Source organism: Gordonia sp. (in: high G+C Gram-positive bacteria), from assembly GCF_047600385.1.
GTDB lineage: Bacteria > Actinomycetota > Actinomycetes > Mycobacteriales > Mycobacteriaceae > Gordonia.
Window position 1 is genome coordinate 212,416 of record NZ_JASGKZ010000001.1, and the last position, 24,152, is coordinate 236,567.

Here is a 24,152-nt window from a genome sequence, read left to right on the forward strand (position 1 = left end):
TTCCCATGGAAGCACTCGTTCAGACGTCGCGGCGGTTCCAGGCCCGCAGACCGACGACGAACAGCACCGCGGACAGCGCGATCATGACGATCGCGGCGGTCCAGTCCATCGGTTCGACGGGGACCGCCGGGACGTGACCGAAGGGCGAGAGCTGCTGCGCCCAGTCGGGGATGCCGAGGAATCCGGCGAAGAACGGTCCGCACACGAAGGCGAGGGCCACCAGGCCCCACCCGACGCTCACCAGTCTCCGGTCCACCCCGTACAGAGCGAGTGCCAGGGCGGTCATCAGCAGCACCGGCGGAATCTGGGCGAGCATCGCCGGGAAGGTCCAGCGGGCGGTGTCGCCCCAGCCGGAGCCCGCCGCCGCACCCGCGAGATACATCGCACCGCAGGCCAGACCGAGCGCGACCAGCGCACCGACGAAGGCATCGATTCCGTGGACCACGTAGTAGCGGGTGCGTGAGACGGCCGTCGCGAGAAGCAGTTCGGCGCGATCGGCGTCCTCCTCGGCCTTCATCCGATTCACCAGGCTGACGCCGCCGGCCGCGGCGGCCATCGCCATGAGCGAGACCATCAGGGAGACGAACATGGGGGTCAGCCGGTCTTCGGGTCCGTCGCCGATCACGATCTCGCTGACGATCCGGTTGTCGGCGACGAGGGTGCCGATCGACGGCAGGATCGCGCCGACCACGAGACCGTAGGCGGCGACGACGGCGGCGTAGGTGAGGATCGGGGTCGCCGTGAGACGAGCGACCACGGCGGGCAGATCGCCCAGCCGGGGTCCGGCGGCCGGTCCGGGACGGCGGGCCAGCAGACCCGAGCCGAGGTCCCGGCGATCGCGGATCGCCGTCGCACCGGCGACGGCGGCGAGCAGCAGCAGGATCACCGGCAGACCGGGGCGGACGTCGTCGGCGCCGAAGGAGTCCATGTTCTGGATCCATCCCATGGGCGAGAGCCATCGAAGCCACTCCTCCCCGAGCAGGTCGGCGACACCGCGCAGGAAGTAGCAGCCGATCACCACGGAGGCGGCCGTGAGGTTCGCCGCCCGCGCTGTCGACGAGATCTCCGCGAAGACGAGTCCGACGGCGACACCGAAGAGGCCGCCGAACAGGTACTGGACGAAGACGATCGCCACCTCGGCGCCGGTGGCTCCCGCGGTCAGCAGTGGCAGCGCGCTCACCAGGCCGATCCCGGCGGCGGCGAGGACGCCTTGCAGCACGGTCGCGAAGATCGGTGCGTGCGCACCGGTCTCGGCGGCGAGGAGCAGTTCGGTGCGTCCGGCCTCTTCTTCTCGCCGGGTCAGCCGCACCACCGTCATCGCCAGGCAGACGGCCGCCGCGGTCACCATGAAGGGCATGGCCTCCCAGTTCGCGAAGGCCGCGCCGGAGGTGATGTCGCGGGGTGCGCCGCAGAAGAACAGGTAGACCGCGTTGTCGCTCAGCCCCCGGACCAGGCCGTTCTCTCCGGTCGCGAACATCTCCTCTCCCGAGTAGGCGCCGACGAAGGCCACCGTGAAGAAGGACAGCAGGGTGACCGGGGCGATGAACCGGTCTCGACGCAGGCCGAGACGCAGCAGCCTCCGGTGGCCGGTGATCGATCCGCCGACGGTCCGCGTCCGCTGCGGTGCGCGGCTCGGGACCGTCGTCATGACGCGTCCGAGTAGGTGTGCAGGAACAGTTCTTCCAGGCTGGGCGGCTCGATCGACAGAGCGGTCGGCGAGACGGCGGCCAGCGCCGCGGTGAGTTCTCCGAGGTGCTCGGCCTCCACGGTGAACGAGACCTCGTCGGCACCGCCGGCGTCCTCCACGGTCAGGTCGTGGATGCCGGCGAGCCGTTCGAGGGTCGGGGCGGCGTCGCTCGGCACCGTCGCGGTCACCCGCGACCGGCGGAGATGCCGCAGATCCGACAGGCTCCCGGACCGGACGGTCCGGCCCGCCTTGACGATGGTGACGGTGCTGCAGAGCTGTTCGACGTCGGCGAGCGAATGCGACGACATCAGGACGGCCGCGCCCTGCTCGGCGTGCTCGCGGACCGAGTCGATGAAGGCGCGGTTCATCAGCGGGTCCAGTCCGGAGGTCGGCTCGTCGAGGATGAGCAGGTCGGCGGGCGCCGCGAGTGCCGCGATGATCGCGACCTTCTGCCGGTTGCCTTTCGAATACGCGTCGGACTTCTTCCGGGGATCGAGATCGAAGCGTTCGACGAGTTCGTCCCGCCGGGTGGCCGCCGGATCGGCGACGCCGCGCGCCGACAGCAGCAGGTCGATGCATTCGCCGCCGGTCAGATTCGGCCACAGCGTGACGTCACCGGGGACGTAGGCGAGACGACGGTGGACGGCGACGGCATCGCGGTGCGGGTCGGCGCCGAACACGGTGACCGATCCGCCGTCGTAGCGGAGCAGACCGAGCAGGACCCGGATGGTGGTCGACTTGCCCGCTCCGTTGGGGCCGAGGAAACCGACGGTCTCGCCGGCGTGGACCGTGAGGTCGAGTCCGTCGAGGGCCGTGAACCTGCCGTACCGTTTCACCAGGCCGTGCGCATCGATGACGGGTGTCATGCGGATTCTCCTCGGGTGGGGTCGCGTGGCCGGGTGCCACGCTGTTTCATGAAGGATTCGACCGCGGCCGGGCCCACGCCGAGACCGTGGGCGGCGTACTCGAGCGCCGGCAGCGCCGTCCGATCGATGTATCCGCGCAAGATCTCGACCGGATCGGACCAGTCGGCAGGCGGGTGGAGCATGGTGTCGACGAGCAGCGTGCCGATCGAGACGTACCCGAGGTAGCGGGCGCGCGCGTCCTCGTCGACGGAAGGGCGGTACCGGCCGTCCTCGACTCCGGCGCGAAGGCCCTCCCGGGCCAGGGCTATGGAGCGTTCCATCACGGTCCGGGCGGTCTCTCCGCCTTCGGCGACGGCTCGGAGCAGGTAGACGATCTGCGTTCGGGCGCGCGGATCCTCCTGCAGCGCGACGAGGTAGGCCTCGAAGTCGGCGCCGTGTCCGACGATGACCTGCTTGTCGTCGGCGATGGCGCGGAGGACTGCGCCGTCGCACTCCTCGCGCAGTGCGGCCTTCGAACCGAAGTGGTGGATGACGAGGCCCGGACTGACCCCCGCGGCCTCCGCGATGCCGCGAACGGTGGCGCCGAAGCCCTGGGTTGCGAACACCCGGATCGCTTCATCGCGGATCCGTGCGCGGGTGGACCGGTCGTCGTGACGACCCTGTGTTGAACTCATGTTCAATTAATTGAACACGAGTTCAATGCGGTGATCAAGGCCGAGTCCGTCGCCGTCGCACCGGCCGGTGCCAGACCGGAGCCCTCGCGGTCTTCGTCACGCCTTAAACTGGACGCCATGACCGATTCGCAGATCACCCTGCCCGCCGAACTCCTGCCCACCGACGGCCGTTTCGGCTGCGGACCGTCCAAGGTCCGCCCCGAACAGCTGCAGTTCCTGGTCGACACCGGCGCTTCGGTCTTCGGCACCAGCCACCGGCAGGCCCCGGTGAAGAACGTCGTCGGCGACATCCGCGCCGGACTCACCGAGCTCTTCTCGCTGCCCGACGGCTACGAGGTGGTCCTCTCCAACGGCGGCACCACCGCCTTCTGGGATGCCGCGGCCTTCGGCCTGGTGCGCGAGAAGACCCTGAACCTGACCTACGGCGAGTTCTCGTCGAAGTTCGCCAACGTCACCAAGAAGGCCCCGTGGCTGGCCGACCCGACCGTGATCTCCACCGACCCGGGCACCGCCCCCGACCCCGCGGCGATCACCGCCGACGACGTCGCCGGCGCCGACCTGATCGGCTGGGCGCACAACGAGACCTCGACCGGCGTCGCCGTGCCGGTGCTGCGCCCGGAGGCCGCCGGTGACGCCCTGGTCGCCATCGACGCCACCTCGGGCGCCGGCGGACTGCCCGTCGACATCTCGGCCACCGACGTCTACTACTTCGCGCCGCAGAAGTGCTTCGCCGCCGACGGCGGCATTCGGGTCGCCATCATGAGCCCCGCCGCCCTCGAGCGCGTCGCCGAGATCGCCGCGACCGACCGTTACATCCCGGAGTTCCTGTCGCTGAAGACCGCGGTGGAGAACAGCCCGAAGAACCAGACCTACAACACCCCGGCCGTCGGTTCGCTGCTGCTGTTCAAGAACCAGATCGACTGGATGAACGCCAACGGCGGCCTGGACTGGTGCGTCGAGCGGACCGGGGACTCCAGCTCGCGGCTGTACAGCTGGGCCGAGGCCAGCACGTTCGCCCGCCCGTTCGCCGATGAGGCGCACCGCAGCCAGGTGGTCGGTACCATCGACTTCGACGACGACGTCGACGCCGCCGCGATCGCGAAGACCCTGCGGGCCAACGGCGTCGTCGACACCGAGCCGTACCGAAAGCTCGGCCGCAACCAGCTCCGGATCGGGATGTTCCCGGCCATCGAGCCGGAGGACGTCACCACGCTGACGCGGGCGATCGACTACATCGTCGAACGTCTCTGACGTCCGGCCGAGCGAGCGCACAGCTGATCAGCCGCCCCGCGGGGCGGCTGATCAGCGCTTTTGTCGCGTGTCCGGCCGGAGCGACTCGGTGTCTGGGTTAGGGTGGTCGATGAGCCTTTCGGGCGGAGCTAGGAGGATCGAATGCGCGACCTCGAAGTGCTGCGCGTCGAATCCGACGGCCAGTATGTGATCTGTATCGACCGCGACACCGACGAGCACTTCCGGATCCGCACCACCGACACCCTCCGGGTCGTCCGCGGGGAGACCCCCGAGCCGCCCCCGGCGGCCGACGGCCCGGCGCTCCGCCCCCGTGAGATCCAGGCTCGGATCCGGGCCGGCGCCTCGGTGGAGGAGCTCGCCGAGATCGCCGGCGTGAGCTATTCGAAGGTCGACCGATACGCGCACCCCGTGCTGCTCGAACGGGCCCGGGCCGCGGAACTCGCCCGCGCCTCGCATCCGGTGGAGATGGGCGGCCCCGTGGTGGCCACCCTCGGCGAGTTGGTGGCCGAATGCCTGGTGCTGCGCGGCGAGACGCCCGCCGACGCGAGATGGGATGCGTGGAAGGCGCCGGACGGCCAGTGGGTGGTCCAGGTGTCGGTCGACGAGAGCTGCACCCCGCACACCGCGCACTGGCGCTACACCCCGGGCAGCCACGGCGGCACCACCGAACCGATCGACGAGCTCGCCGTCGAACTGACCGATCCGGAACTCGCGCGCGCCAGTCGACGGAACCGGATCTCCACGCTGCCCACCGCCCGCACGGACCGCGCCGACGAGGACGACGACTCCGGCCCGAACGGCCGTCCGAGCCCGCTGGCCGCGGTGGTCGACCTGCAGTCCGCCCCGGACCCGGACGAGGAGAGCGACGACTCCCGGCCCGAGGACACCGGAGACGACGAGGACGAGATCGACGAGCCGGACCCGCTTCCGGCCGACGAGGACGACGACGTCGCGGAACCCGCCGCACCGGCCAAGCGCCCCATCCCCACCCCCGGCGACCTGGCCAAACGCGGGAAGGGCGGCAAGAACGGCCGCAACGGATCGCGGCATCGCGCCAAGCGCGGCAAGCCCGTGGTGCCGGCGTGGGAGGACGTCCTGCTCGGCGTCCGCGCGCACGACGATTAGCTCCCCGGGAACGAGCCGTCCCACCGTACGGCGCCCCTGCCCCACCACCGATCCCTGCGCTCGAGTGCGACGACCCTGTCCCACCACCGATCCCTGCTCCGCCACTGATCCCTGAGCCGCAGCCGAGGAACGAGGCCGCGTGTCGAAGGGCCTCCGAGAACTACTCGCCGGAGCCCCTTCGACACGACGGCTCGCTGCGCTCGCGGTCGGCTCAGGGATCGGAGGAGAGTTCCACTCCGACACGCGAAGAAGTCGACTCAGGGATCGGACGAGGTCTCCTCTCCGACATGCGGAGAAGTCGGCTCAGGGATCGGAGGAGATCTCCGCTCCGGTGTGCGGAGAGGTCAGCGCGCCCGCTCGTAGAAGGCGATCGCGGCGGCCGTGGCCACGTTGAGCGAGTCGGTGCCGCGGCTCATCGGGATGCGGGCGCGCACATCGCACTGCCGCATGGTGTGCTCGGTCAGGCCCGGCCCCTCGGCCCCGACCAGGAAGCCGACCTTCTCCGCGGCGACCGCCTCCGACAGCGGCACCGAACCCTCCCCCGGGGTCAGCGCGACGAGGGAGAAACCCGCGTCCTTCAGCAGGTCGAGGTCGGCGGGCCACCGGCCGTCGTACTTCGCGAAGGGCACCAGCAGCGCATGCCCCATCGAGACCCGCACGCTCCGGCGGTACAGCGGGTCGGCGCATCCGGCGCCGAAGACCACCGCGTCCACTCCCAGCCCGGCGGCGTTGCGGAAGATGCTGCCGATGTTCTCGTGGTCGTTGACGCCTTCGAGGATCGCCACCGTCGAGGCCCGCTCGATCACCTGTGCCACGGTGAGCGGTTCGGGGCGTCGTGCGGCCGCCAGCACCCCGCGATTGAGGTGGAAGCCGACGATCTCGGCCATCACCTCGGCGGTGGCCCGGAAGAACGGGACGCCGTCCAGCGCGGGCGCGACGAGGTCGCCGGCCAGTTCCTGCAGGCGCTTGTCCACCCCCAGGAAGGCGTGCGGCGCGAACCGCGACGCGATCATCCGCTGGGCCACCGTGACGCCCTCGGCGATCACCAGCCCCTTGCCCTTGCGTCCGCCGGGCAGGGCGGGCAGATCCGGGCGGCGATCCACCGAGTTGAGGTCGCGGAAGTCGTCGACGCGGGGGTCGCCGGGATCGGTGATGTCGACCACGTCGACGCGCAGGGCCATGTCCACGATCAACCACCGTGGCACATCCGGCGCACCGGCGCCAACACGGTTTGGCAGACTCGAGGCGGTGAGCACCCCGCCGTCGTCCCTGTCCCTGCGTCGCGCCCGGGAGGAGGACTGGCCGGGGATCTTCTCGCTCGACGCCCGCAGTTTCGCACTCCCGTCGACGCTCCCGGAGGCCGAACGCGCCGAGTTCCAGGCCAAGGTGGAACGCGCCTACGTGGTGCACGACCGCGACGCCCTGGTCGCCACCTCGCTCCACCATCTGCTGCCGCTGACCGTGCCGGGCGGCGCGGTGCTGCCCGCGGCGGGGCTGTCGTGGGTGTCGGTGGCCGCGACGCATCGTCGTCGCGGGGTGCTGCGGCGCATGATGGCGCAGCAGTTCGCCGACTGGCGCGGACTCCCGCTGGCCGCGCTCACCGCCTCCGAGGGCGGGATCTACGAGCGTTTCGGGTTCGGTCCGGCCTGCTTCGCCGACCGGGTGACCATCGATCCCGGCGCGGTGATCTGGCGCACCGAGGCGCCCGCCGACTCGGCGGTCCGCTACGGCACGCCCGAGCAGATCGCCGCCCGGGTGCCGGACCTGCACGACCGCTGGGCCCGCACCCGGCCCGGAGCGCTCGGCCGACCCGACAGCTGGTGGCCGTCGATCCTGGCCGACCGCGATTTCCGCCGCGACTCCCAGATCTCCGGCCTGCACCATCTGCTGCACGACGACGGGTACGCCGCCTACCGTCTCGACGCCCATGCGATGAGCGCCACGGTGGAGGAACTGGTCGCGGTGACCGATCGGGCGCACACCGATCTCTGGCGGGTGCTCACCGGCCTGGACCTGGTCCGCTCGATCACCGCCGTGCTCCCGACCGACGATCCGCTGCCCGCCGGACTCCGCAACGCCCGCGCGGTGACGGTCACCGGGCGCACCGACGAACTCTGGATCTCGATCCTGGACGTGCCCGAGGCGCTGGCCCGCCGGACCTACGACGTCGACGGCGTCCTGGCGTTGTCGGTGACCGACGACTGGTCCGACCGCGCCGGGACCTACCTGCTCACCGTGACCGACGGCCTCGCCGAGGTGCGCCGCACCGAGGCGGACGCGGACGGCGTCCCGGCGGTGGGCCTGGGGATCTCCGAGCTGTCGTCGCTGTACTGCGGCGGGGTGCGCGCGCGGATGCTGGCCGCGGCGGGCCGGATCGCGGTCGACGCGCCGGGCACCCTCGACCTGCTGGACGCGCTCTTCACCACCCGCCGGGCCCCGTTCTCGGGGACCTTCTTCTAGAAGCCGCCTCGTCGGACGAGGTCTCGACTCCGCTCGACCAGCGAGGGAACTCCACTCGACCGACGAGAGGACTCCGTCGGCGGTCCGGCGGAGCGTGCCCGACGGTCGTGGTCTCGACTCCGCTCGACCAGCGAGGGGACTCCCGCCGACGCCCGAAACCGCTTCGATCACCGAGAGAACTCCCATCGACGACCGAGGGAGACCCCTACGACGTCCGAGGGAGACCCCTCCGATGTTTGAGGAAGACCCCTCCGACACCCGAGGGAGATCCCTCCGATGATCGAGGGAGACCTCTTCGATGATCGAGCGGAGTCGAGATCCCCGGTCCGCGGCCGCCGAACCCCTTCGACTCGCAGGCGGCTCAGGGAGCGGAGCGGCACCCGCGGCGGCGAGCCCGCGGTCAGCTGATCAGCGTCGAGATCGGACCGCGCGCGAAGTACAGCACGAACAGCAGCGCCACCACCCACAGCAGCGGGTGCACGGCGCGACCCTTGCCGCGGGCCGTGGCCAGCACCACCCAGCTGACGAAGCCGACGCCGATGCCGTTGGCGATGGAGTAGGTGAACGGCATCACCATGATGGTGAGGAACGCCGGGAGCGCGTACTCGAAGCGGCTGAAGTCGATGTCGCGCACCTGCGCCATCATCAGCGCACCGACCACCACCAGCGCCGGGGTCACCGCCTCCATCGGCACGATCTGGTACAGCGGCGTGAAGAACATGGCCGCCACGAACAGCAGACCGGTCACCACGTTCGCCAGACCGGTCCGCGCGCCCTCGGCCACACCGGCGGCCGACTCCACGAACACCGTGTTCGACGATGCCGAGGCCCCGCCGCCGACGATGGCGCCGGCGCCCTCCACCACCAGGCCCTTGCCAATGCCCGGCAGCGAGCCGTCCTCGTCGAGCAGACCGGCCTCCTTGCCGACACCGGTCATGGTGCCCATGGCGTCGAAGAAGTTCGAGAGCACCAGGGTGAAGACGAACACCGAGGCCATCAGCACGCCGACGTCGGCGAACGTGAACGCCCCGAAGAGGTCGACGTCGCCGACCAGACTCAGATCGGGCAGGCTGCCGAAGCTGTCCGGTGCGCCGGGAACGTTCATCGCCCAGCCGCCGGGCTTCTCGTGGGCGCTGCCCAGGTGCAGGATGCTCTCCACGATCAGCGCGACGATCGTCATCACGACGATGCCGATGAGCAGCGCACCGGGCACCTTCCGGATGGTGAGCACGCCCATCAGCAGCACGCCGAGCGCGAAGATCAGCGTCGGCACGGTGGCGATCGAACCGTCCACGCCCAGCTGGACGGGCGGACCGCCCTCGGTGCGGCTGACGAATCCGGAGTCGACCAGACCGATGAACGCGATGAACGCGCCGATACCTGCGGAGATCGCCGATTTCAGTTCCGGCGGCACGGCGTTGAACACCGCCGTGCGGAACCCGGTCACACCGAGGAGCACGATGATGATGCCGTCGATCACCACCAGGCCCATCGCGGCGGGCCAGCTCATGTGCGGCGCGATGGTGACCGCGAGCAGGCTGTTGATGCCCAGTCCGGCGGCGATCGCGAACGGGAAGTTCGCCACCAGGCCCATCAGCAGGGTCATCACACCGGCGACCAGCGCGGTGACGGCGGCGACCTGTTCGGTCGGCAGTACGTCGCCGTTGATGTCGGCGTTGTGGTCCACGCCCGGGATGCCGCCGATGATGATCGGGTTGAGCACCACGATGTAGGCCATCGTGAAGAAGGTGACCAGACCGCCGCGGATCTCCCGGCCGTACGACGACCCGCGCGCGCCGATCTGGAAGAACCGGTCGAGCGGGCCCGCATCGGGTTTCTCCGGTGTCTCGACGGCCGTGGTCGGCTCATTGCTGTCACTCATCGACGATGATCCTCGCTGCTCGTGTCTACTCGGAGAAAGCTACCGTAGAGCCCATGGCCCAGCAGAGCGGAATCCCCGACACATCGCCGGAGGCGCAGATCCCGCCGCTCCCCGAGCGGCTGCGCGCCCCGGAGCCGGTGATCGTGGTCGGCATGGTGATCTGGCTGATCGCCACCCTCGCGGTGTGGCTCGGCGACCTCGGCCCGGACCGGGCGCTGACGGTCTGCCTGGTCGGCCTGGGCATCGGCGTCCTCGGCACGGTGATCGTGCTGGTGCAGCGGGCGGGCGTCCGCCGTGGCAGCAAGGGCGCCCAGGAGGGGTTGGACTCGTGACCGCACCCGTCGACCCGTTCCAGCTGCTCGACGACGCCGAATCCGGCACCCAGCTGATCCTGGTGACCGGCGGACTGGCGTCCGACGAGGCCGTCGCCGCCGCCGCGGACGAGGCCGGCTTCGAGTTCGACGACTGACCACACCGCCACGACGGTCCCCGAACCGAAGCACGACGAGCCACCACGACGAACCCTGAGCCGCCTGCGAGCGCAGCGAGCCGGCGCGTCGAAGGGTCCCGCCGACACCCCGGGGATCGGAACCGGCGTCTCGGGCCGCTCAGGTGCGGGCCTGGACCCAGTGCTCGATCTGCCGGTGCGCCACCAGGCAGACCGCCAGCCAGATCACCCCGGCGATCCAGCCGGCGATGACGTCCGACGACCAGTGCACGCCCAGATACACCCGGGACAGACCGATCACGACGGCCAGTCCGGGCGGGATCAGCAGACTCAGCGGGTTCTCCCGCACCCACGGGTACAGCTGATAGCAGATCACCGCGGTGAGCCCGTAGATCGCCGCCGACATCATCGCGTGCCCGGAGGGGAACGAGAGGGAGTCGACGTCGATCAGCCGGTCGGCGATCGGCGGTCTGCCGCGGCCGAAGATCTGCTTCAGCAGGAACATCACGAGGTACCCGGAGGCGCCGCCGAGCGCGATCAGCACGGCGAGATCGATCCGGTCGCCCAGCCAGGCGAGCACGAACACCGCGATCACCACGAGCGTCAGGGTGAGGCTGTCGCCGAGCACCGTGATCAGCTGCCACAGCGAGTTCCACGGTTCCGCGCGGATCGACACCACCCAGTCGGTGACCGCGTGATCGAAGGCGAACGGTGCGAGGCTCATCGTCGTCCCCGTCAGCGGACCAGCCCGCGCGCGATCACGAGCCGCTGGATCTGGTTGGTGCCCTCGAAGATCTGCATGATCTTGGCTTCGCGCATGTACCGCTCGACTCGGAAGTCGCGCGTGTAACCGTTGCCGCCGAAGACCTGGACGGCATCGGTGGTGACCTTCATGGCGGCGTCGGTGGCCACCAGCTTCGCGGTGGCGGCGGCCCGCGAGTAGTCGCGTCCGGCGTCGCGGCGGCGGGCCGCGTCGAGGTAGGCGGCGCGGGCCGTGTCGACGGCCGCGGACATGTCGGCGAGCAGGAATCCCAGTCCCTGGTGTTCGATGATCGTGCGGCCGAACGCGGTGCGCTCGTTCGCGTATTCGACGGCGGCGTCCAGCGCCGCCTGCGCCAGCCCGGTGGCGCACGCCGCGATGCCCAGGCGGCCCGAGTCCAGTGCGGAGAAGGCGATCTGCAGTCCCTGGCCCTCGTCGCCGAGACGGCGCTCGGCGTCGACGGGCGCATCGTCGTACGACGCCGCCGCGGTCGGCACCGCGTGCAGTCCCATCTTCTCCTCCGGCGCGCCGAAGGCGAGGCCGGGCGTCTCGCGGTCCACCAGGAAGCACGAGACGCCCTTGGAGCCCTCGCCGGTGCGGGCGAAGACGTTGTAGACGTCGGCGATGCCGCCGTGAGTGATCCACGCCTTGGACCCGGTGATCCGATAGCCGTCGTCCGCCGACGGAACCGCACGACACGTCAGCGCCGCGGCGTCCGAACCGGCCTGGGCCTCCGACAGGCTGTACGCGCCGATCAGCTCCCCGCGCAGCAGCGACGGCAGCCACCGCTCCTTCTGCGCGGCGGTCCCGTAGGCGTGCAGCGGGAAACACGAGAGTCCGTGCACGCTCACCGCGACCGCCACCGACGCCCAGCGCGCCGCCAGTTCTTCGAGGACCTGCAGGTACACCTCGTACGGCTGGCCGCCGCCGTCGTACTCCTCGGGATACGGCAGGCCGAGCAGCCCGGCGCGGCCCAGCTCGGCGAAGACCCCCTCCGGGTAGCTCTCGGCCTTCTCGTGCGCGTCGACGATCGGTGTCAGGAGACGGTCGCCCACCTCGCGGGTCAGCTCGATCAGGTCCATCGCTTCGGTGGTCGGCAGCAGCCGGTCAACCGTCATCCGTGGCAGCCTTTCTCCTCGGGGTCTGGATCCACCGTACCGACGCGTGCAGGGCGCCCGATCCGTCCTGCCATCGCGTCACCGGGAATCGTCGTTCCCCGGTGCCGTCGAATCGGGCGACGACCAGTTCGTCGTGCAGGATCAGCGGCCCGGACGGCGCCCATCCGGTCCGTCCCGTGAAGGCGACGGCCTCGGCCGAGTCCGGATCCACCGTCCGCCCCTCCAACACCACGCGCACCGAGTACCGCTCCGATGCGGACGGCACGTCGAGGAGCGCGGCCAGTTCGGCGGCGGACCGCGGTTCCGGAGGCAGGGCGGCCGCGACTATCGTCTCCGCGGGCAGCACCTCCAGCCACCACGGATGTTCGACGACGACGCCCTCCGCCGCGACACCGCCGTCGAGCGTGCGCAGCCGGTCCGGCGGAGCCACCTCGTCGAGGGTGAACCGTCCGGTCCGATACGCCTCCGTCAGCGCGGCGTGGGCGCGGACGGCCACGCCGGGCGCGATCTCCCGGTCCGGGTCGGCGAGCGCGGTGAGCCAGTGTTCGGCGTCGGCGGCGTCGTCGGGGTGGGTGTCGGCGAGCAGCCCGGCGGCGGCCAGTTCGGGGGCGGCGGGGTGGTCGAGCGGGTCGAAGAGGCCGCGCCAGTCGGCGGAGTCGGGGTCGCGCCGGTGACGCAGCGCGGTGTCGTCGAGGGCGGCGAACCGGCGCAGCCACCAGCGGGTGTAGCCGAGCGGATCGGCCAGGGCGGCGGCGGTCTCCGGGTCGCCGACCAGCAGGGTGAGGGCCTCCGGCCAGCGCGCCGGATCCACCAGGTCCAGGTCGCGGACCGCGACCAGCCGTTCGGGCGGGACCTCCAGCGAGTCCCACCACTGCCGCTCGCGGTCGAGGTCGTGTTCGGGGGCGGTCGGGAGGTCGTCGTGCACCAGGGTGAAGCCCCAGCCCGCGCCGAGTCGGCGCAGCGGTTCGGCGCCGTACGCCTCGACGACGGCGGGGTCCACGACGCCGAACGGGGCGTCGTCGTACAGGACGCCGCGCAGCGGGCCGCTCGGGAGCAGCAGCTCGTCCACCGGCCGGACGCCGTCGCTCTCTCCGGTCACCGGATCCACCGCGGGGATCTCGAGGGCGCCGAGCCCGCTCGGCAGCGCGGAGGCGTCCGGGGCGACGGCGAGCAGGCGCAGCACGGAGTCGGCGAGCTCCTCGCAGTCGCCGTCGTCGAGGGCCTGCGCCAGTTCCGCCTCCAGCGCCGGATGATTCAGCACCTGCTCGATCGCGAGGTGTTCCAGCCCCAGCCGATCGAGCAGCGGGTGGTACGCCGCGGGATCGATCACCGGGATCCAGTCCGTCCGGATCGTCCCGTCCGGAGCGGAGTCCGGCTCCACCGCACCGTCGACGACGAAGAGCCCCCGCGCCCCGCGGTGCAGACGCCCGTCCGACCGGGGCACGGGCACCGCGCCGAGCTCGCCGAGCAGGTCCCGACCGAGGGCGAGCGCGTCGAGTTCGGCGTAGAGCCGCGCCCACCAGGACGGTTCCCGCTCGATGCCGCCGAGGAGGTCGGCCAGTTCGGCGAGGCCCAGTTCCTGCGCGCCGAGCCGGAGCAGGGTGCGCGCGGGGGCGCCGTCGCTCATCACCGGGGCGACGAGCGGCGCGATCACCTCGCCCAGCAGCGCCGCGAGGGCGTCGTTCAGGCCGCGCAGCACCCGTCCGCGGGCCGGGGTCAGCAGGTTCCCGTCCGCGGCGGGCACCCACGGCGCGGCGGCGAGTTCGGCGAGGATCGCCGCCCGCAGGACCGCGTCCTCCGGTCCGGCCGCGAACGCCGGTGCGGGGACCAGGAGATGCCGTTCGTCGTCGGGGGCCAGGAGCATCAGCGCGGGATAGGCGGTCGCGGCGGCGGCCGGATCGGCGTCGGGGTGCAGTTCCCGACGGTCCGGGGTCAGCGGCAGCCGGCTGATCAGGCGGGCGGGCAGCGACAGCGGGATCTGCGTCGGGGTGGGGCTGCGGAGCACGTCGGCCTCGAGCGGCCGGATCCGTGCTCCGTCCGTCGGCACCAGCCAGCGATGCACGCCGCGCGCGGCCTGCAGCCACGTCGCCGCCGGGCGACCGTCCGCGTCGGCGATCACCACCCGATCGGGCCGGTCGATGCGGGTCAGCGTCTGCCCGACGCCGCCGATCCGGTGCAGCGCGGGCAGTTCCAGCAGCAGATCCGGAGCCTCGGCGAGGGCCTCGGCCACCAGGCGCGATGCGGTCTCCGCGCCGTCGTCGGACGATTCCGGAGAGCCGCACCAGAGCACCGCCTCGGTGTGGAAACCCGCGGTCGGGCGGGCGGCGAGCGGCCAGGCCAGACGCTGCGCGGGGACGTCGTCGGCACCGGCCGCGGCGGCCGCCCGAGCCCGGTCGAAGGTGATCGACCCCGACTCGGACAGCAGATCGACGCGCCCGGCGAACGACGTCGCCCGGAACCCGACGCCGAACCGGCCGACCGCATCGTCGGCGGCGCAGGCGGAGGGGGACGTGGACGCCTTGGGCGAGACCCGCAGCGCGGTGAGCGCGCGGACGCCGTCGACGGTGAGCGGGGCGCCGGTGTTGGCGACGTGGACCCGGTCCCCCTCGGCCCACACCCGGATCTCGCCCGGCAGACCCGCTGCGGCGGCCGCATCGGCGGCGTTGGCGGCGAGTTCGGTGAACCATCGCGCGCGGTAGCCGACGGCCAGCAGATCCGACTCGGCCGCGAGGTCTTCGGCCAGTCGCGTCGGCGAGTCGCGCCAGGCCGCGAGCGTCGCGGCCCGCAGCGCGGCGGTGCCGAACGGGTCGGCGGGATCGCGGGGATCCGCCGCGGCCGGGGAGGTCAGAAGCGGCTCTTCACCGTCAAGACACCGGGGCGTCGATCTTCACGATCTCCACCGCGCCGTCGTCGTAGGCGTCGAAGGCCGGGCTGCCCGCACCGCCGGGCGGCATCGGGGTGTCGGCGTGGGCACCGCAGCCGTGACCGGCCGCGACCACGTGGCCGTCGGCGGCGAACTCGTTGGCGCAGACGCCGAACGACCCGTGTAGCGCCCCGGCGAGCGGAAGGTAGTAGCCACAGCTGCCGCAGGTGTGCCGGGCGCCCCGGGCCATCGCCGAGTCGGGGCCGTACTCGCCGTCGTTCCAGCGCTGGGCGGCCTCGGCGCGCCCCTCGTACGACAGCAACCGGTCCCGGCCCAGCCCGATCTCGCCGAACACCTGACCCACCTGATCGCGGTCGATCGGGTCGACGTCGAGCGTGTCGACGTGCCCGGGGACCAGGCGCGGATCGTCGGGCGGGGTGGCGAGCAGGTCGCCGGGGCCCAGGTCGCCCTTGGCGATCCGATCCGACCACGGCACCCACGCGGGTGCCAGCAGCGCGTCGTCGCCGGGCAGCAGCGCCACCTCGGAGACCGTCGGCACGTCCGACCCGGGGGCGCCGGCGAGCACCACGCACCAGTGCCAGCCGACGTAGCCGGGCACCTGCGCGGCGAAGTAGTGGGCCACCGCCCAGTCGCCCTCGGCCTGCGAACCCAGATGAGCTCCCGGGTCCTCGCCCTCGGCCACCAGAGCATCGCGCGCGATCTGCTCGGCCTGCACCAAGAGCGACGGCTCCGCCGTCAGGTCCGTCTGGGCTTCCACACTCACCCTCCTAGTGTGCAACAGTGCACTGCCCGATTGCACCTTCACCCTCGACTCCGTCGGGAACCCGCCTCGGCTCTCTCCGCTCCTCCTCCGCGCGCGCCCGCGTGCCCATCCACCGTTCGGCCCGGCCGATAGGGAAGAATCGTCGTCGTGGCTCCCCGACCTCCCCGCGACGACTCCGGCGTTCCGCCGAGCGGTTCCGCGCGCCCTCCGCGGACGCCGCCACCGCCTGCCCCGCGCAGGCCGGCCCACCCGGGGCAGGACAACTATCCCCCCGATCCGCCCGGCCGCCTCCGCAGGCGCGACGCCGCCAGCGGCGCCTACCTCCCGCCGCGGACGCACAATCCGCATCTGCCGCCGCTGGAGGCCGCCGAGACCGAGGTGTTCGACGCCGACGCCGAGACCCGCCCCGCCGGCGACGACGACCGCGACGACGGATTCGTGCCGCCGGAGAAGGTGACCGTCGTCCGGGTGATGGCCACCCGCTCGAAGTATCTGGCCGGACGCGGCGTCAGCATGGTGCACCGCGCGGCCACCGCCGACGGCGCCGATCGCTCGGGTCTCACCGCGCTCACCATGCCGGTGGTGCTCAACAGCGCCGTCGACGCCGCCATGGCCGTCGCCCTGGCGAACACCCTCTTCTTCGCGGCGGCGACCGGCGACTCCAAGGTGAACGTCGGCCTCTATCTGCTGCTCACCATCGCTCCGTTCGCCGTGATCGCGCCGCTGATCGGCCCGCTGCTGGACAGGCTCCAGCACGGCCGCCGGATCTCGATGGCCGTCACCTTCGGACTGCGCGCCGTGCTGGCGCTGCTGATCATCGTGAACTCGTCGTGGGATCCGGTGAGCCATCAGCTGCAGTACAAACCGTGGATCCTGTATCCGTGCGCGCTCGGACTGCTGGTGCTGTCCAAGTCGTTCGGCGTGCTCAAGTCGGCGGTGGCGCCGCGGGTGCTGCCGCCGTCGATCGACCTGGTCCGGGTCAATTCCCGGCTGACCATGTTCGGCCTGATCTTCGGCACCGTCGTGGCCGGCGGCCTGGCGGCGCTGGTCGAACTGGTCTTCGGCAGTCTGCTGCCGTTCCACCTCCCCGGCGCCATGGCGTTCCTGTGTCTGCTGGCGATCGCCGGCGCGTACTTCTGCATGAAGATCCCGTCGTGGGTGGAGGTGACCGAGGGCGAGGTCCCCACCACCATCACCTACCGCGACGACATCGCCCAGGCCGCGGCCGCCGATCGACGACGAGGCGCCCGCGCCCTCTCGGCCAAGCTCGCCTCGTCCATCCGGCAGCCGCTCGGCCGCGCCGTGGTGACCGGGCTCTGGGGCAACGGCACCATCCGCATCCTCACCGGTTTCCTCACCATCTACGTGGCGTTCTACGCCCGCGAGCAGGGCACCGGCGACGCCATGGACCAGCTGCTGATGCTCGGTGCGGTCGGTGCCGGCGCCGGGGTCGGGAACGCCGCGGGCAACGCCGTCGGCACCCGACTCGAGCTCTCCCGGCCCCCGCGCATCATCGTCATGTGTGCGATCGCGGCGACCGTCGCGGCCGCGCTCGCGGCGATCTTCGGCAGCCTGGCGATGGTGATCGTCGCCGCCGTGGTGGCCTCCGGGGTCAGCGCGGTCTCCAAGGTCTGCCTCGACTCGACCATCCAGGACGGCCTCCCCGAGGCGTCCCGGGCCTCCGCGTTCGGGCGCTCGGAGACCGTCCTACAGCTCTGCTGGGTGCTCGGCGCGAGCCTCGGCGTCGTGCTGCCGACCACCCTCTGGATCGGCTTCACCGTGATCGCGGCGCTGATGGCCTTCGGTCTGGCCCAGACCGTCCTGACCAGTCGCGGCTCCACCCTGATCCCCGGGATCGGTGGACGACGACCGACCGATCCGGCGCCCACCTCGCCGCTCACGGTGGTCGAGCCGACGCGCCGCACCGAGGCCGCCGAGCCCGAGACCGCCCGCGCCGACGCCCCGTCGTCGAGGCGGCCGCGACGACCTCCGCGCACCGGCACCACCGGCACCAGACCTCTGCCCACCTCCCAGTCCCCGGCGAATCCGCCCCGCCGTCCCCGTCACCGATAGCGAGCCCGCACCCGTGTCTCTTCAACCGTCCGACAAGAAAGCCCTGGCGCTCGTGACCGCCGGGGCCGTGGCCGTCGCCGCGGTCATCGCCCTGGTGACCACCCTGCTGGTGGTGCGCGGCGCCGATCACCACGACGATCCGCGGATCTCGCTGGCCGCCGACCGCGACTACGAGCGCGTCGCACCGACGTTCTTCTGCGATCTGAAGATGGAGGAGTGCCGTCCGCGCCCGCTGAGCAACGAGGAGATCGCGCGGCTGCCGCAGGCGTCGTTCCCGGTCGAGACCGGCCGCTCGCTGACGCTCTCGGTCCCCACCGAGGTCGCCGAGGCGCCGTGGCAGCTCACCGCGGTCTACGCCACGCCCGCCGGGATCGTGCCGGTGCTGTGGTGGCATCGGTCGGGCGCCACCTCCACGCAGGTGCTCGCCTCCACCGCCGACCGCACGCTGCTCGGCATCGAGATCAAGCCGGTGTCGACCGTCGTCGTCGATGCCCCCGACGGGGCCGACGGCCTGGAGGCCGGTCAGGGCGACATCCTGTTCCGCGGCCACTACTCGGTGGCGACGGCGCCCCGCGGGTACGCCGGTCCGCCGAACCCGAAGGAGCTGCCCGCCGAGCGGGGCTGACCCCCTCCCGACGGCCCCTCCCACGGCCCGCAGCCCGCAGCGAAACGAGAACCGCCGTCGTCCCTCTCCGGGACGACGGCGGTTCTTCGCGTGTCGGTCGCCGAGCCCGCTCCAGCTCTCGGCGGTTCCGGCCCTCGGCGGTTCAGGCCCTCAGCGGTCGAGCTCGCGGGTCACGGCACGGACCACCTCGGAGATCCGCCGCGCCGTCTTGCGGTCCGGGTAGCGGCCGTTGCGCAGATCCGGCTGCACCTTGCCTTCGAGCAGGGTGATCAGATCGGCGATCAGGCCGTGTAACTCGTCCGGGGTGTGCCGCTTGGCGGCGGCCCGCTGGTGCTCCCGCACGTTCCGCTCCACGCGCGGGGCGTCGTCGAGCACGACGACCCGCAGCGCCTGCGGTCCACGGCGGCCGGCGGCCATGTCGAACTCGACGCGCTGGCCGGCCTTGAGGCCCTCGGTGCCCTCCGACAGCGCGGAGGATCGCACGTAGACGTCCTCGCCCTCCTCCTGAGAGAGGAAGCCGAAGCCCTTCTCGGAGTCGTACCACTTCACCCGACCGGTCGGCACTGTCGTTCACCTTCGCACTGCTCGTCGACACCCGCGGGCCGATCAGCCCATGGGAAAGCGCCCGGCCCCGGCCCGGAGGAACTCGCGGGGGAGATCAGGCGCACTTCGCCCGATGGTACGCGCCCGACTACCGTGGTGGCCATGCAGACCCAGAAGTCGTCGGCCCTGCTCCCCGCGGCCGTCATCATGGTCCTGATCGGCGCCGTCGCCAGTGTCGCCCTGATCATCCCTGCGGTGCGCGAATCCAATCAGGTGATCGTCGTGATCACCTACCTCCTGGCCATGCTGGCGCCGCTCGGCATGCTGCTGGCCGTCGTCTTCGCCCTGCTGTCGGGTCGTCGCAGCAGATGAGCCCCGCCGATCGACTCCCCGCCGACCGGCTCGCCGCACCGCTCGCCCCCGCCGGCGACGCGGCCGCACTGAAGCAGGCCTACAGCTGCTTCCCGTCCGGGGTGGTGGCGGTCTGCCGCGCCTCTGCCGACGGCGGGCTCGTCGGGATGTCGGCGAGCGCGTTCACCACCGTCTCCCTGGACCCTCCGCTGGTGTCGCTCTGCGTCCGGGACGCCTCCGAGACCTGGCCGCAGCTGCGCGACGCCGGAGAGCTCGGGGTGAGCGTGTTCGCCGCCGACCAGGGCGATCTGTGCCGACGGCTCGCCGGCCCGCCCGCCGAGCGGTTCACCGGTTTCGTCCCCCTCGTGCAGCCGGGGGGCGCGGTGTTCGTCCCCGGCGCCACCGCACATCTGGCCTGTTCGCTGGCCGGGGAGTTCCCCGCGGGCGACCACACCGTCGTGCTGCTGCGGATCGACGCGCTGCGCAGCGACCCCGGCGTCGAACCCCTGGTCTTCCACGCGAGCACCTTCCGCGCCCTCGAGGCGCGGCGCGCGCTCGACGATCGGTGATCGGCGTGTCGTCCACCCGAACGACACTGTGACCTTAATCACATAACGGGACGGTAACGAACAGGGCACGAGACGACCGTCAACGCCGAGACCTGCGGTGACGCCGATGCTCGACCTCGAGTACTGATCGACCCTGAGAAATCGACCTCTTCAGGGAGGTGACTCCCCCGATCGGATTACGTAGTCTTCATGTCGGTCGCCCTCACCGGCACCGACAAATCAATACCCCGACGGTCGCGCCCAACCTCGTTCCGCCGCCGGGAACACCGAACGACACAGTTCAGGAACGAGGGCGGGGGACCCACCATCCCACCGGATAACGGCGACGAGCCCCGGCTCGCCGCCTTGGGGTTAAGTCCTTCGATCGGACCTCCAGTCCGACGCCGGACCGAGCACCTCTCGCTCGAACCCGACAGCTTACTTCGCAGGCGCGTGGAGAGAGGAAAGAATTCCCATGGCACGTCACGCCAAGCCGTCGAACAGCAACACCAAGACCTTCGCCAAGGTCGCCCTGACCTCTGCCGTCATCGGCGGCGGCGCCGCCATGATGAGCGCGGGCGCCGGCGGCGCCTCGGCCGCGTCCGACGCCGAGTGGGAGCGGGTGGCCCAGTGCGAGTCCGGCGGCAACTGGGCGATCAACACCGGCAACGGCTACCACGGCGGCCTGCAGTTCTCGCCGAGCACCTGGGCCGGCCACGGCGGCACCCAGTTCGCCCCGACCGCGGACAAGGCCACCAAGCAGCAGCAGATCTACGTCGCCGAGAAGGTGCTGAAGAGCCAGGGCAAGGGCGCATGGCCCACCTGCGGCACCCACCTCTCGGGCCCGACCGAGCGTCAGCGTCCGGGCAGCACCCCGAGCATCCCGAACCCGTTCGACAAGCTCATCAACCCCCGCGGCAACGGCTCGGCGGCGAACACCGACGAGGCCATCGACCAGGCCAAGACGAGCAGCATGCCCGAGGTCGCGGCGGCCGCCCGCGAGGCCGAGAAGGCCGGCTTCAAGCTGGACCAGGGCCAGCTGAACCTGTTCAACCAGAACAAGGACAAGCTGGGCGTCAACTGACTCCCGCTGCCACACGCTGCACGACGTCCCCGTACCGCGCCAGGTACGGGGACGTCGCGTATCCGCACCCCGTCCAGCGTTGATCGAGCCCCCGCTTCGCCGATCACACCTCCCCGCGCCGATCGAAGAGCCTCCGCCTCCCCGATCGGGCCCCCGCTGATCGAGCCTCCCCCTCCCCGATCAGGCCTCTCTTCGCTGATCGAGCTCCCCCCTCGCTGATCGAGTCTCCCCCTCGCTGATCGAGCGGAGTCGAGATCCCCGTCCGCCGATGCGTTCGGCCCCGTCTCCACGGGGGAGACGGGGCCGAAGAGGTCAGCCGCCGGGCACGAGCCCGAGCACGCGGAGGCCGGGGACCGGCCGGAGCGTCAGGGGTTGATGACGGCGTTCGGTTGAATGAAGGAGAGCTGATCGGCCGGAACCGGGAACACGGTCTCGTTACCGAACGGCGACAGTGCGCCGGCCAGGTGCGAGACGAGCTCGGTCACCGCATGCTCATCGGCCGGGACTTCCGGCCATCCGTTGTCCACGTACGTGTTCTTGTTAGCCACGTGCGCCATTCTGCCATGCCTGCACCGGTCGCGCGCCGGGTGGGCAAGTAAACTGTGCCGGATGAACCCGGACCGCCCCCAGCGCGGCCTGGCCGAGACTCTGGCCGACCGTTCCGACGAGCAGCTGGCGCAGCTCCTGACCGCACGCCCGGACCTGGCCTCTCCCCCGCCCCGCGGTTCGGCGGTGCTCGCCCAGCGCGCGCTCTCGGCGTCGTCCCTGGCGTTGGCCGGCGACGCCCTCGACCTGGCCGGGGTCGCCGTCCTCGAAGCGTTCCTCGACGCCGCCGCCGGGACCGACCGGCACGACCTGATCGGTCCGGTGACCCGTGACGACGTGGTCTCCCGTCTCGGGCGCAGGCTCCGCCGCGCCGAGGTGGACGCCCGACTGCGCGCCCTCGAGGCCCAGTGCCTGATCTGGGACTCCGGGGCCGGCGCCCCGAAGCGGACGGACCCGAAGAAGACCGCCTGGGTCGGCGGGATCCATCTGGCCGCCGCCCTCCCCTGGCGCGGGCACCAGCTGCTCGGTCCGCTCGCGACGGTCCCGCCGGACGAGATCCGGGCGCTGCTCGACGACCTCGACGACCGCCCGCGCGAACTGCTCGACACCCTCGCCGCCGGCCCGGCCCTCGGCCGCAGCCGCGATGCCGCGCCGGACGCCGACCCGGCCGCGCCGGTCTCCCGACTGATCGCGGCCGGGCTGCTGCTGCGGATCGACGAGCAGACCGTCGAACTCCCGCCGATGGTCGGCCGGCTGCTGCGCGGCGAGCCGCCGCTCACCACGGCGACGCTCGGCACCCCGGAACCGACCGCGGGCCCCGGCCGGTTCGGGGCGGACGACGTCGACGCGGCCGGCGCCGGGGAGGCGCTGGAGCTGCTGCGCCACGCCGGGGACCTCGTCGACGTCGTGGGCCGCACCCCGGCGACCATCCTGAAGTCCGGCGGCCTGGGCATCCGGGAGCTGCGGCGGCTGGCCAAGGCGACCGGTCTCCCCGTGGCGCGCGTGGGACTGCTGACGGAGGTGCTGGCCGCGGCGCGCCTGCTCGACGCCGGTCTCCCCGACCCCGAGCCCGCCGACTGGAGCGGCGACGAGGCGTTCGCGCCGACCGTCGCCGTCGACCCGTGGCTGCACCTCGGCCCGGAACGACGATGGCACGCGCTCGCCGCCGCCTGGCTGGAGCTCCCGCGCCGCCCCTGGCAGATCGGCGACACCGACCGCGACGGCAACACCCTCGCCGCGCTGTCGAGCGAGCTGTTCGACGCCTCCGCGCCGCTCACCCGCCGCCAGATCCTGGCGCCGCTGCTCGACGTTCCGCCCGCCGCCCCGGTGGAGACGGAGGCGCTCGTGGACACCCTGTGCTGGCGGCACCCGCGGCAGTTGCGTCGCTGGACCCGGCGGTTCGTGGGCGAGACGCTGCGCGAGGCCCGCGAACTCGGGCTGGTGGCGCACGGCTGCCTCACCGGCCCCGGCCGCATGCTGCTGACCGCGTCCACCGAGGACGACGAGGGCGCCGCCGAGGTCCTGGCGGCCATGGATCGGGCGCTCCCGGAGCCCGTCGACCACTTCCTGGTGCAGGCCGACCTGACCCTGATGGTGCCCGGACCGATGACGGTGGAGCTGGCCGAGCAGGTGCAGGCGATCGCCGACCTGGAGTCCGGCGGCGCGGCGTCGGTGTACCGCATCAGCGAGGACAGTCTGCGGCGCGCCCTGGACACCGGCCGGTCGGGTTCGGAGATCGTCACCCTCCTGGAGAGCCGGTCCCGGACGCCGGTGCCGCAGTCGTTGACCTATCTGGTGGAGGACGTCGCCCGGCGGCACGGCAGCCTGCGGGTGGGCGTGGCGTCGTCGTTCGTCCGCTGCGAGGATCCGGCGCTGCTCGCCGCGGTCCTCACCAGCGAGGCCGCCGCCGAGGTCTCGCTGCGTGCGCTGGCCTCCACCGTCGCGGTGTCGGCGGCGTCGCTCCGCGAGGTGGTCGACGCCCTGCGCAGACACGGTTTCGCCCCGGCCGGGGAGGACTCGACCGGAGCCCTGGTGGATCTGCGCAGCCGCGGCAGCCGGGTGCCCGCCCGCGCGGCCTCGCCGCGTCCCCGCCCGCGCCGCGCCCGGATCGCGCCCGGGCAGGTGCAGACCGTCGTCGACCGGCTCCGGGCCGCCGACCGCGCCGACGCGCCGCCGACCGGATCGGTGCGGGCCGCGGGCGGCGGGGAGAGCGCGTCGGCGCTGATCCAGCTGGCGCTGCGCACCGGGCGACCGGTCCGCCTGGGCTACGTCGACGCCCACGGCGCCGCGAGCCGACACGTGGTGCGCCCGCGCGCACTGCACGCCGGCCATCTGCTCGGCGCCACCGACGACGAGGCGGACGTCAGCTTCTCCCTGCACCGGATCACCCATCTCGAAGTCCTGTGACCGCCCCCGACGGCCTGGCGGGCGTCCCGCCGGCGGCACGGTGAGCACCCCTACTGGC

22 protein-coding genes and 1 riboswitch are annotated in these 24,152 nt (G+C 72.1%); of the genes, 11 read left to right on the forward strand and 11 right to left on the reverse strand.

Annotated features, from left to right (window positions below; all coding sequences use genetic code 11):
* Nucleotides 1-19: 19 nt before the first annotated feature.
* The 3 genes from QM809_RS00900 to QM809_RS00910 are packed head-to-tail and all read right to left on the reverse strand — an operon-like array spanning nt 20 to nt 3,227.
* A complete protein-coding gene (locus tag QM809_RS00900; RefSeq protein ID WP_415043968.1) occupies nt 20-1,648 on the reverse strand; it encodes an ABC transporter permease in 1,629 nt (542 codons plus the stop codon).
* Nucleotides 1,645-2,553 carry an ATP-binding cassette domain-containing protein gene (locus QM809_RS00905; RefSeq protein WP_415043969.1) on the reverse strand — a complete coding sequence of 303 codons (909 nt, stop codon included), beginning with the start codon at nt 2,551-2,553 and terminating at the stop codon, nt 1,645-1,647. Before QM809_RS00905 ends, QM809_RS00900 begins: the two co-directional genes overlap by 4 nt.
* Nucleotides 2,550-3,227 (reverse strand): TetR family transcriptional regulator, encoded by a 678-nt coding sequence (locus tag QM809_RS00910; protein ID WP_415043970.1) that lies wholly within the window; start codon nt 3,225-3,227, stop codon nt 2,550-2,552. The genes QM809_RS00905 and QM809_RS00910 overlap by 4 nt, the downstream gene beginning before the upstream one ends.
* A 117-nt stretch (nt 3,228-3,344) precedes the next feature.
* Between QM809_RS00910 and serC the strand changes: the two genes are divergently transcribed.
* A complete protein-coding gene (serC, locus tag QM809_RS00915) occupies nt 3,345-4,478 on the forward strand; it encodes a phosphoserine transaminase (protein WP_415043971.1) in 1,134 nt (377 codons plus the stop codon).
* Nucleotides 4,479-4,619: 141 nt separating this feature from the next.
* Nucleotides 4,620-5,603 (forward strand): septation protein SepH, encoded by a 984-nt coding sequence (gene sepH, locus QM809_RS00920; RefSeq protein ID WP_415043972.1) that lies wholly within the window; start codon nt 4,620-4,622, stop codon nt 5,601-5,603.
* 344 nt (nt 5,604-5,947) lie between these two features.
* Here the strand turns inward: sepH and QM809_RS00925 are convergent, their stop codons facing one another.
* A complete protein-coding gene (locus tag QM809_RS00925) occupies nt 5,948-6,784 on the reverse strand; it encodes a TrmH family RNA methyltransferase (protein WP_415046978.1) in 837 nt (278 codons plus the stop codon).
* A gap of 67 nt (nt 6,785-6,851) precedes the next feature.
* Between QM809_RS00925 and QM809_RS00930 the strand changes: the two genes are divergently transcribed.
* Nucleotides 6,852-8,063, forward strand: coding sequence for a GNAT family N-acetyltransferase (locus QM809_RS00930; RefSeq protein ID WP_415043973.1), 1,212 nt, complete (start codon nt 6,852-6,854; stop codon nt 8,061-8,063).
* 400 nt (nt 8,064-8,463) lie between these two features.
* Here the strand turns inward: QM809_RS00930 and QM809_RS00935 are convergent, their stop codons facing one another.
* Complete coding sequence (locus QM809_RS00935; protein WP_415043974.1) at nt 8,464-9,945, reverse strand: NCS2 family permease; 1,482 nt, start codon at nt 9,943-9,945, stop codon at nt 8,464-8,466.
* A gap of 53 nt (nt 9,946-9,998) precedes the next feature.
* Between QM809_RS00935 and QM809_RS00940 the strand changes: the two genes are divergently transcribed.
* Both QM809_RS00940 and QM809_RS00945 read left to right on the forward strand, forming a co-directional pair.
* Nucleotides 9,999-10,277, forward strand: a complete 279-nt coding sequence (locus QM809_RS00940; RefSeq protein WP_415043975.1) for a DUF2530 domain-containing protein — start codon at nt 9,999-10,001, stop codon at nt 10,275-10,277.
* Nucleotides 10,274-10,414 (forward strand): hypothetical protein, encoded by a 141-nt coding sequence (locus tag QM809_RS00945; RefSeq protein ID WP_415043976.1) that lies wholly within the window; start codon nt 10,274-10,276, stop codon nt 10,412-10,414. The genes QM809_RS00940 and QM809_RS00945 overlap by 4 nt, the downstream gene beginning before the upstream one ends.
* 139 nt (nt 10,415-10,553) lie before the next feature.
* On the opposite strand, the gene QM809_RS00950 is transcribed toward QM809_RS00945, so the two are convergent.
* Genes QM809_RS00950 through QM809_RS00965 form a run of 4 tightly spaced genes read right to left on the reverse strand, consistent with a single transcriptional unit; the run spans nt 10,554 to nt 15,912 of the window.
* Nucleotides 10,554-11,117: a phosphatase PAP2 family protein gene (locus QM809_RS00950; protein WP_415043977.1), complete on the reverse strand. Its 564-nt coding sequence runs from the start codon at nt 11,115-11,117 to the stop codon at nt 10,554-10,556.
* Between the two features lie 11 nt (nt 11,118-11,128).
* Nucleotides 11,129-12,271: an acyl-CoA dehydrogenase family protein gene (locus tag QM809_RS00955; RefSeq protein WP_415043978.1), complete on the reverse strand. Its 1,143-nt coding sequence runs from the start codon at nt 12,269-12,271 to the stop codon at nt 11,129-11,131.
* Nucleotides 12,261-15,119: a sacsin N-terminal ATP-binding-like domain-containing protein gene (locus QM809_RS00960; protein ID WP_415046979.1), complete on the reverse strand. Its 2,859-nt coding sequence runs from the start codon at nt 15,117-15,119 to the stop codon at nt 12,261-12,263. Before QM809_RS00960 ends, QM809_RS00955 begins: the two co-directional genes overlap by 11 nt.
* Nucleotides 15,120-15,135: 16 nt before the next feature.
* On the reverse strand, nt 15,136-15,912 hold the full coding sequence (locus tag QM809_RS00965; RefSeq protein ID WP_415043979.1) for a DUF3027 domain-containing protein: 777 nt from the start codon (nt 15,910-15,912) through the stop codon (nt 15,136-15,138).
* A 153-nt stretch (nt 15,913-16,065) separates the two neighbouring features.
* Here QM809_RS00965 and QM809_RS00970 point away from each other — a divergent pair, with 153 nt between their 5' ends.
* Together QM809_RS00970 and QM809_RS00975 are read left to right on the forward strand one after the other, a co-directional pair.
* A complete protein-coding gene (locus QM809_RS00970; protein ID WP_415043980.1) occupies nt 16,066-17,991 on the forward strand; it encodes an MFS transporter in 1,926 nt (641 codons plus the stop codon).
* Nucleotides 17,992-18,004: 13 nt separating this feature from the next.
* Nucleotides 18,005-18,616 carry a DUF2771 family protein gene (locus QM809_RS00975; RefSeq protein ID WP_415043981.1) on the forward strand — a complete coding sequence of 204 codons (612 nt, stop codon included), beginning with the start codon at nt 18,005-18,007 and terminating at the stop codon, nt 18,614-18,616.
* Between the two features lie 150 nt (nt 18,617-18,766).
* Here the strand turns inward: QM809_RS00975 and QM809_RS00980 are convergent, their stop codons facing one another.
* The gene (locus QM809_RS00980; RefSeq protein WP_415043982.1) at nt 18,767-19,180 is read right to left on the reverse strand and encodes a cold-shock protein; all 414 of its coding nucleotides are present in this window, start codon (nt 19,178-19,180) and stop codon (nt 18,767-18,769) included.
* Between the two features lie 141 nt (nt 19,181-19,321).
* Here QM809_RS00980 and QM809_RS00985 point away from each other — a divergent pair, with 141 nt between their 5' ends.
* The 3 genes from QM809_RS00985 (at nt 19,322) to QM809_RS00995 (ending at nt 21,142) form a co-directional block, all read left to right on the forward strand.
* Complete coding sequence (locus tag QM809_RS00985; RefSeq protein ID WP_415043983.1) at nt 19,322-19,531, forward strand: hypothetical protein; 210 nt, start codon at nt 19,322-19,324, stop codon at nt 19,529-19,531.
* Entirely contained in the window at nt 19,528-20,079 is a 552-nt protein-coding gene (locus QM809_RS00990; RefSeq protein ID WP_415043984.1) for a flavin reductase family protein, read from the forward strand. Before QM809_RS00985 ends, QM809_RS00990 begins: the two co-directional genes overlap by 4 nt.
* Before the next feature lie 261 nt (nt 20,080-20,340).
* A riboswitch (cyclic di-AMP (ydaO/yuaA leader) is annotated at nt 20,341-20,526 on the forward strand.
* A 7-nt stretch (nt 20,527-20,533) separates the two neighbouring features.
* Nucleotides 20,534-21,142: a transglycosylase family protein gene (locus tag QM809_RS00995; RefSeq protein ID WP_415043985.1), complete on the forward strand. Its 609-nt coding sequence runs from the start codon at nt 20,534-20,536 to the stop codon at nt 21,140-21,142.
* A gap of 365 nt (nt 21,143-21,507) precedes the next feature.
* On the opposite strand, the gene QM809_RS01000 is transcribed toward QM809_RS00995, so the two are convergent.
* The gene (locus QM809_RS01000) at nt 21,508-21,699 is read right to left on the reverse strand and encodes a hypothetical protein (RefSeq protein WP_415043986.1); all 192 of its coding nucleotides are present in this window, start codon (nt 21,697-21,699) and stop codon (nt 21,508-21,510) included.
* Between the two features lie 52 nt (nt 21,700-21,751).
* Between QM809_RS01000 and QM809_RS01005 the strand changes: the two genes are divergently transcribed.
* Complete coding sequence (locus tag QM809_RS01005; RefSeq protein WP_415043987.1) at nt 21,752-24,094, forward strand: helicase-associated domain-containing protein; 2,343 nt, start codon at nt 21,752-21,754, stop codon at nt 24,092-24,094.
* Nucleotides 24,095-24,152: the final 58 nt, after the last annotated feature.

Coding starts and splice junctions, on each gene's coding strand:
- QM809_RS00900 (WP_415043968.1), bottom strand. CDS start 1,648: ATGACGACGGTCCCGAGCCGCGCACCGCAGCGGACGCGGACCGTCGGC.
- QM809_RS00905 (WP_415043969.1), bottom strand. CDS start 2,553: ATGACACCCGTCATCGATGCGCACGGCCTGGTGAAACGGTACGGCAGG.
- QM809_RS00910 (WP_415043970.1), bottom strand. CDS start 3,227: ATGAGTTCAACACAGGGTCGTCACGACGACCGGTCCACCCGCGCACGG.
- serC (WP_415043971.1), top strand. CDS start 3,345: ATGACCGATTCGCAGATCACCCTGCCCGCCGAACTCCTGCCCACCGAC.
- sepH (WP_415043972.1), top strand. CDS start 4,620: ATGCGCGACCTCGAAGTGCTGCGCGTCGAATCCGACGGCCAGTATGTG.
- QM809_RS00925 (WP_415046978.1), bottom strand. CDS start 6,784: ATGGCCCTGCGCGTCGACGTGGTCGACATCACCGATCCCGGCGACCCC.
- QM809_RS00935 (WP_415043974.1), bottom strand. CDS start 9,945: ATGAGTGACAGCAATGAGCCGACCACGGCCGTCGAGACACCGGAGAAA.
- QM809_RS00940 (WP_415043975.1), top strand. CDS start 9,999: ATGGCCCAGCAGAGCGGAATCCCCGACACATCGCCGGAGGCGCAGATC.
- QM809_RS00950 (WP_415043977.1), bottom strand. CDS start 11,117: ATGAGCCTCGCACCGTTCGCCTTCGATCACGCGGTCACCGACTGGGTG.
- QM809_RS00955 (WP_415043978.1), bottom strand. CDS start 12,271: ATGACGGTTGACCGGCTGCTGCCGACCACCGAAGCGATGGACCTGATC.
- QM809_RS00985 (WP_415043983.1), top strand. CDS start 19,322: ATGCAGACCCAGAAGTCGTCGGCCCTGCTCCCCGCGGCCGTCATCATG.
- QM809_RS00990 (WP_415043984.1), top strand. CDS start 19,528: ATGAGCCCCGCCGATCGACTCCCCGCCGACCGGCTCGCCGCACCGCTC.
- QM809_RS00995 (WP_415043985.1), top strand. CDS start 20,534: ATGGCACGTCACGCCAAGCCGTCGAACAGCAACACCAAGACCTTCGCC.
- QM809_RS01000 (WP_415043986.1), bottom strand. CDS start 21,699: ATGGCGCACGTGGCTAACAAGAACACGTACGTGGACAACGGATGGCCG.
- QM809_RS01005 (WP_415043987.1), top strand. CDS start 21,752: ATGAACCCGGACCGCCCCCAGCGCGGCCTGGCCGAGACTCTGGCCGAC.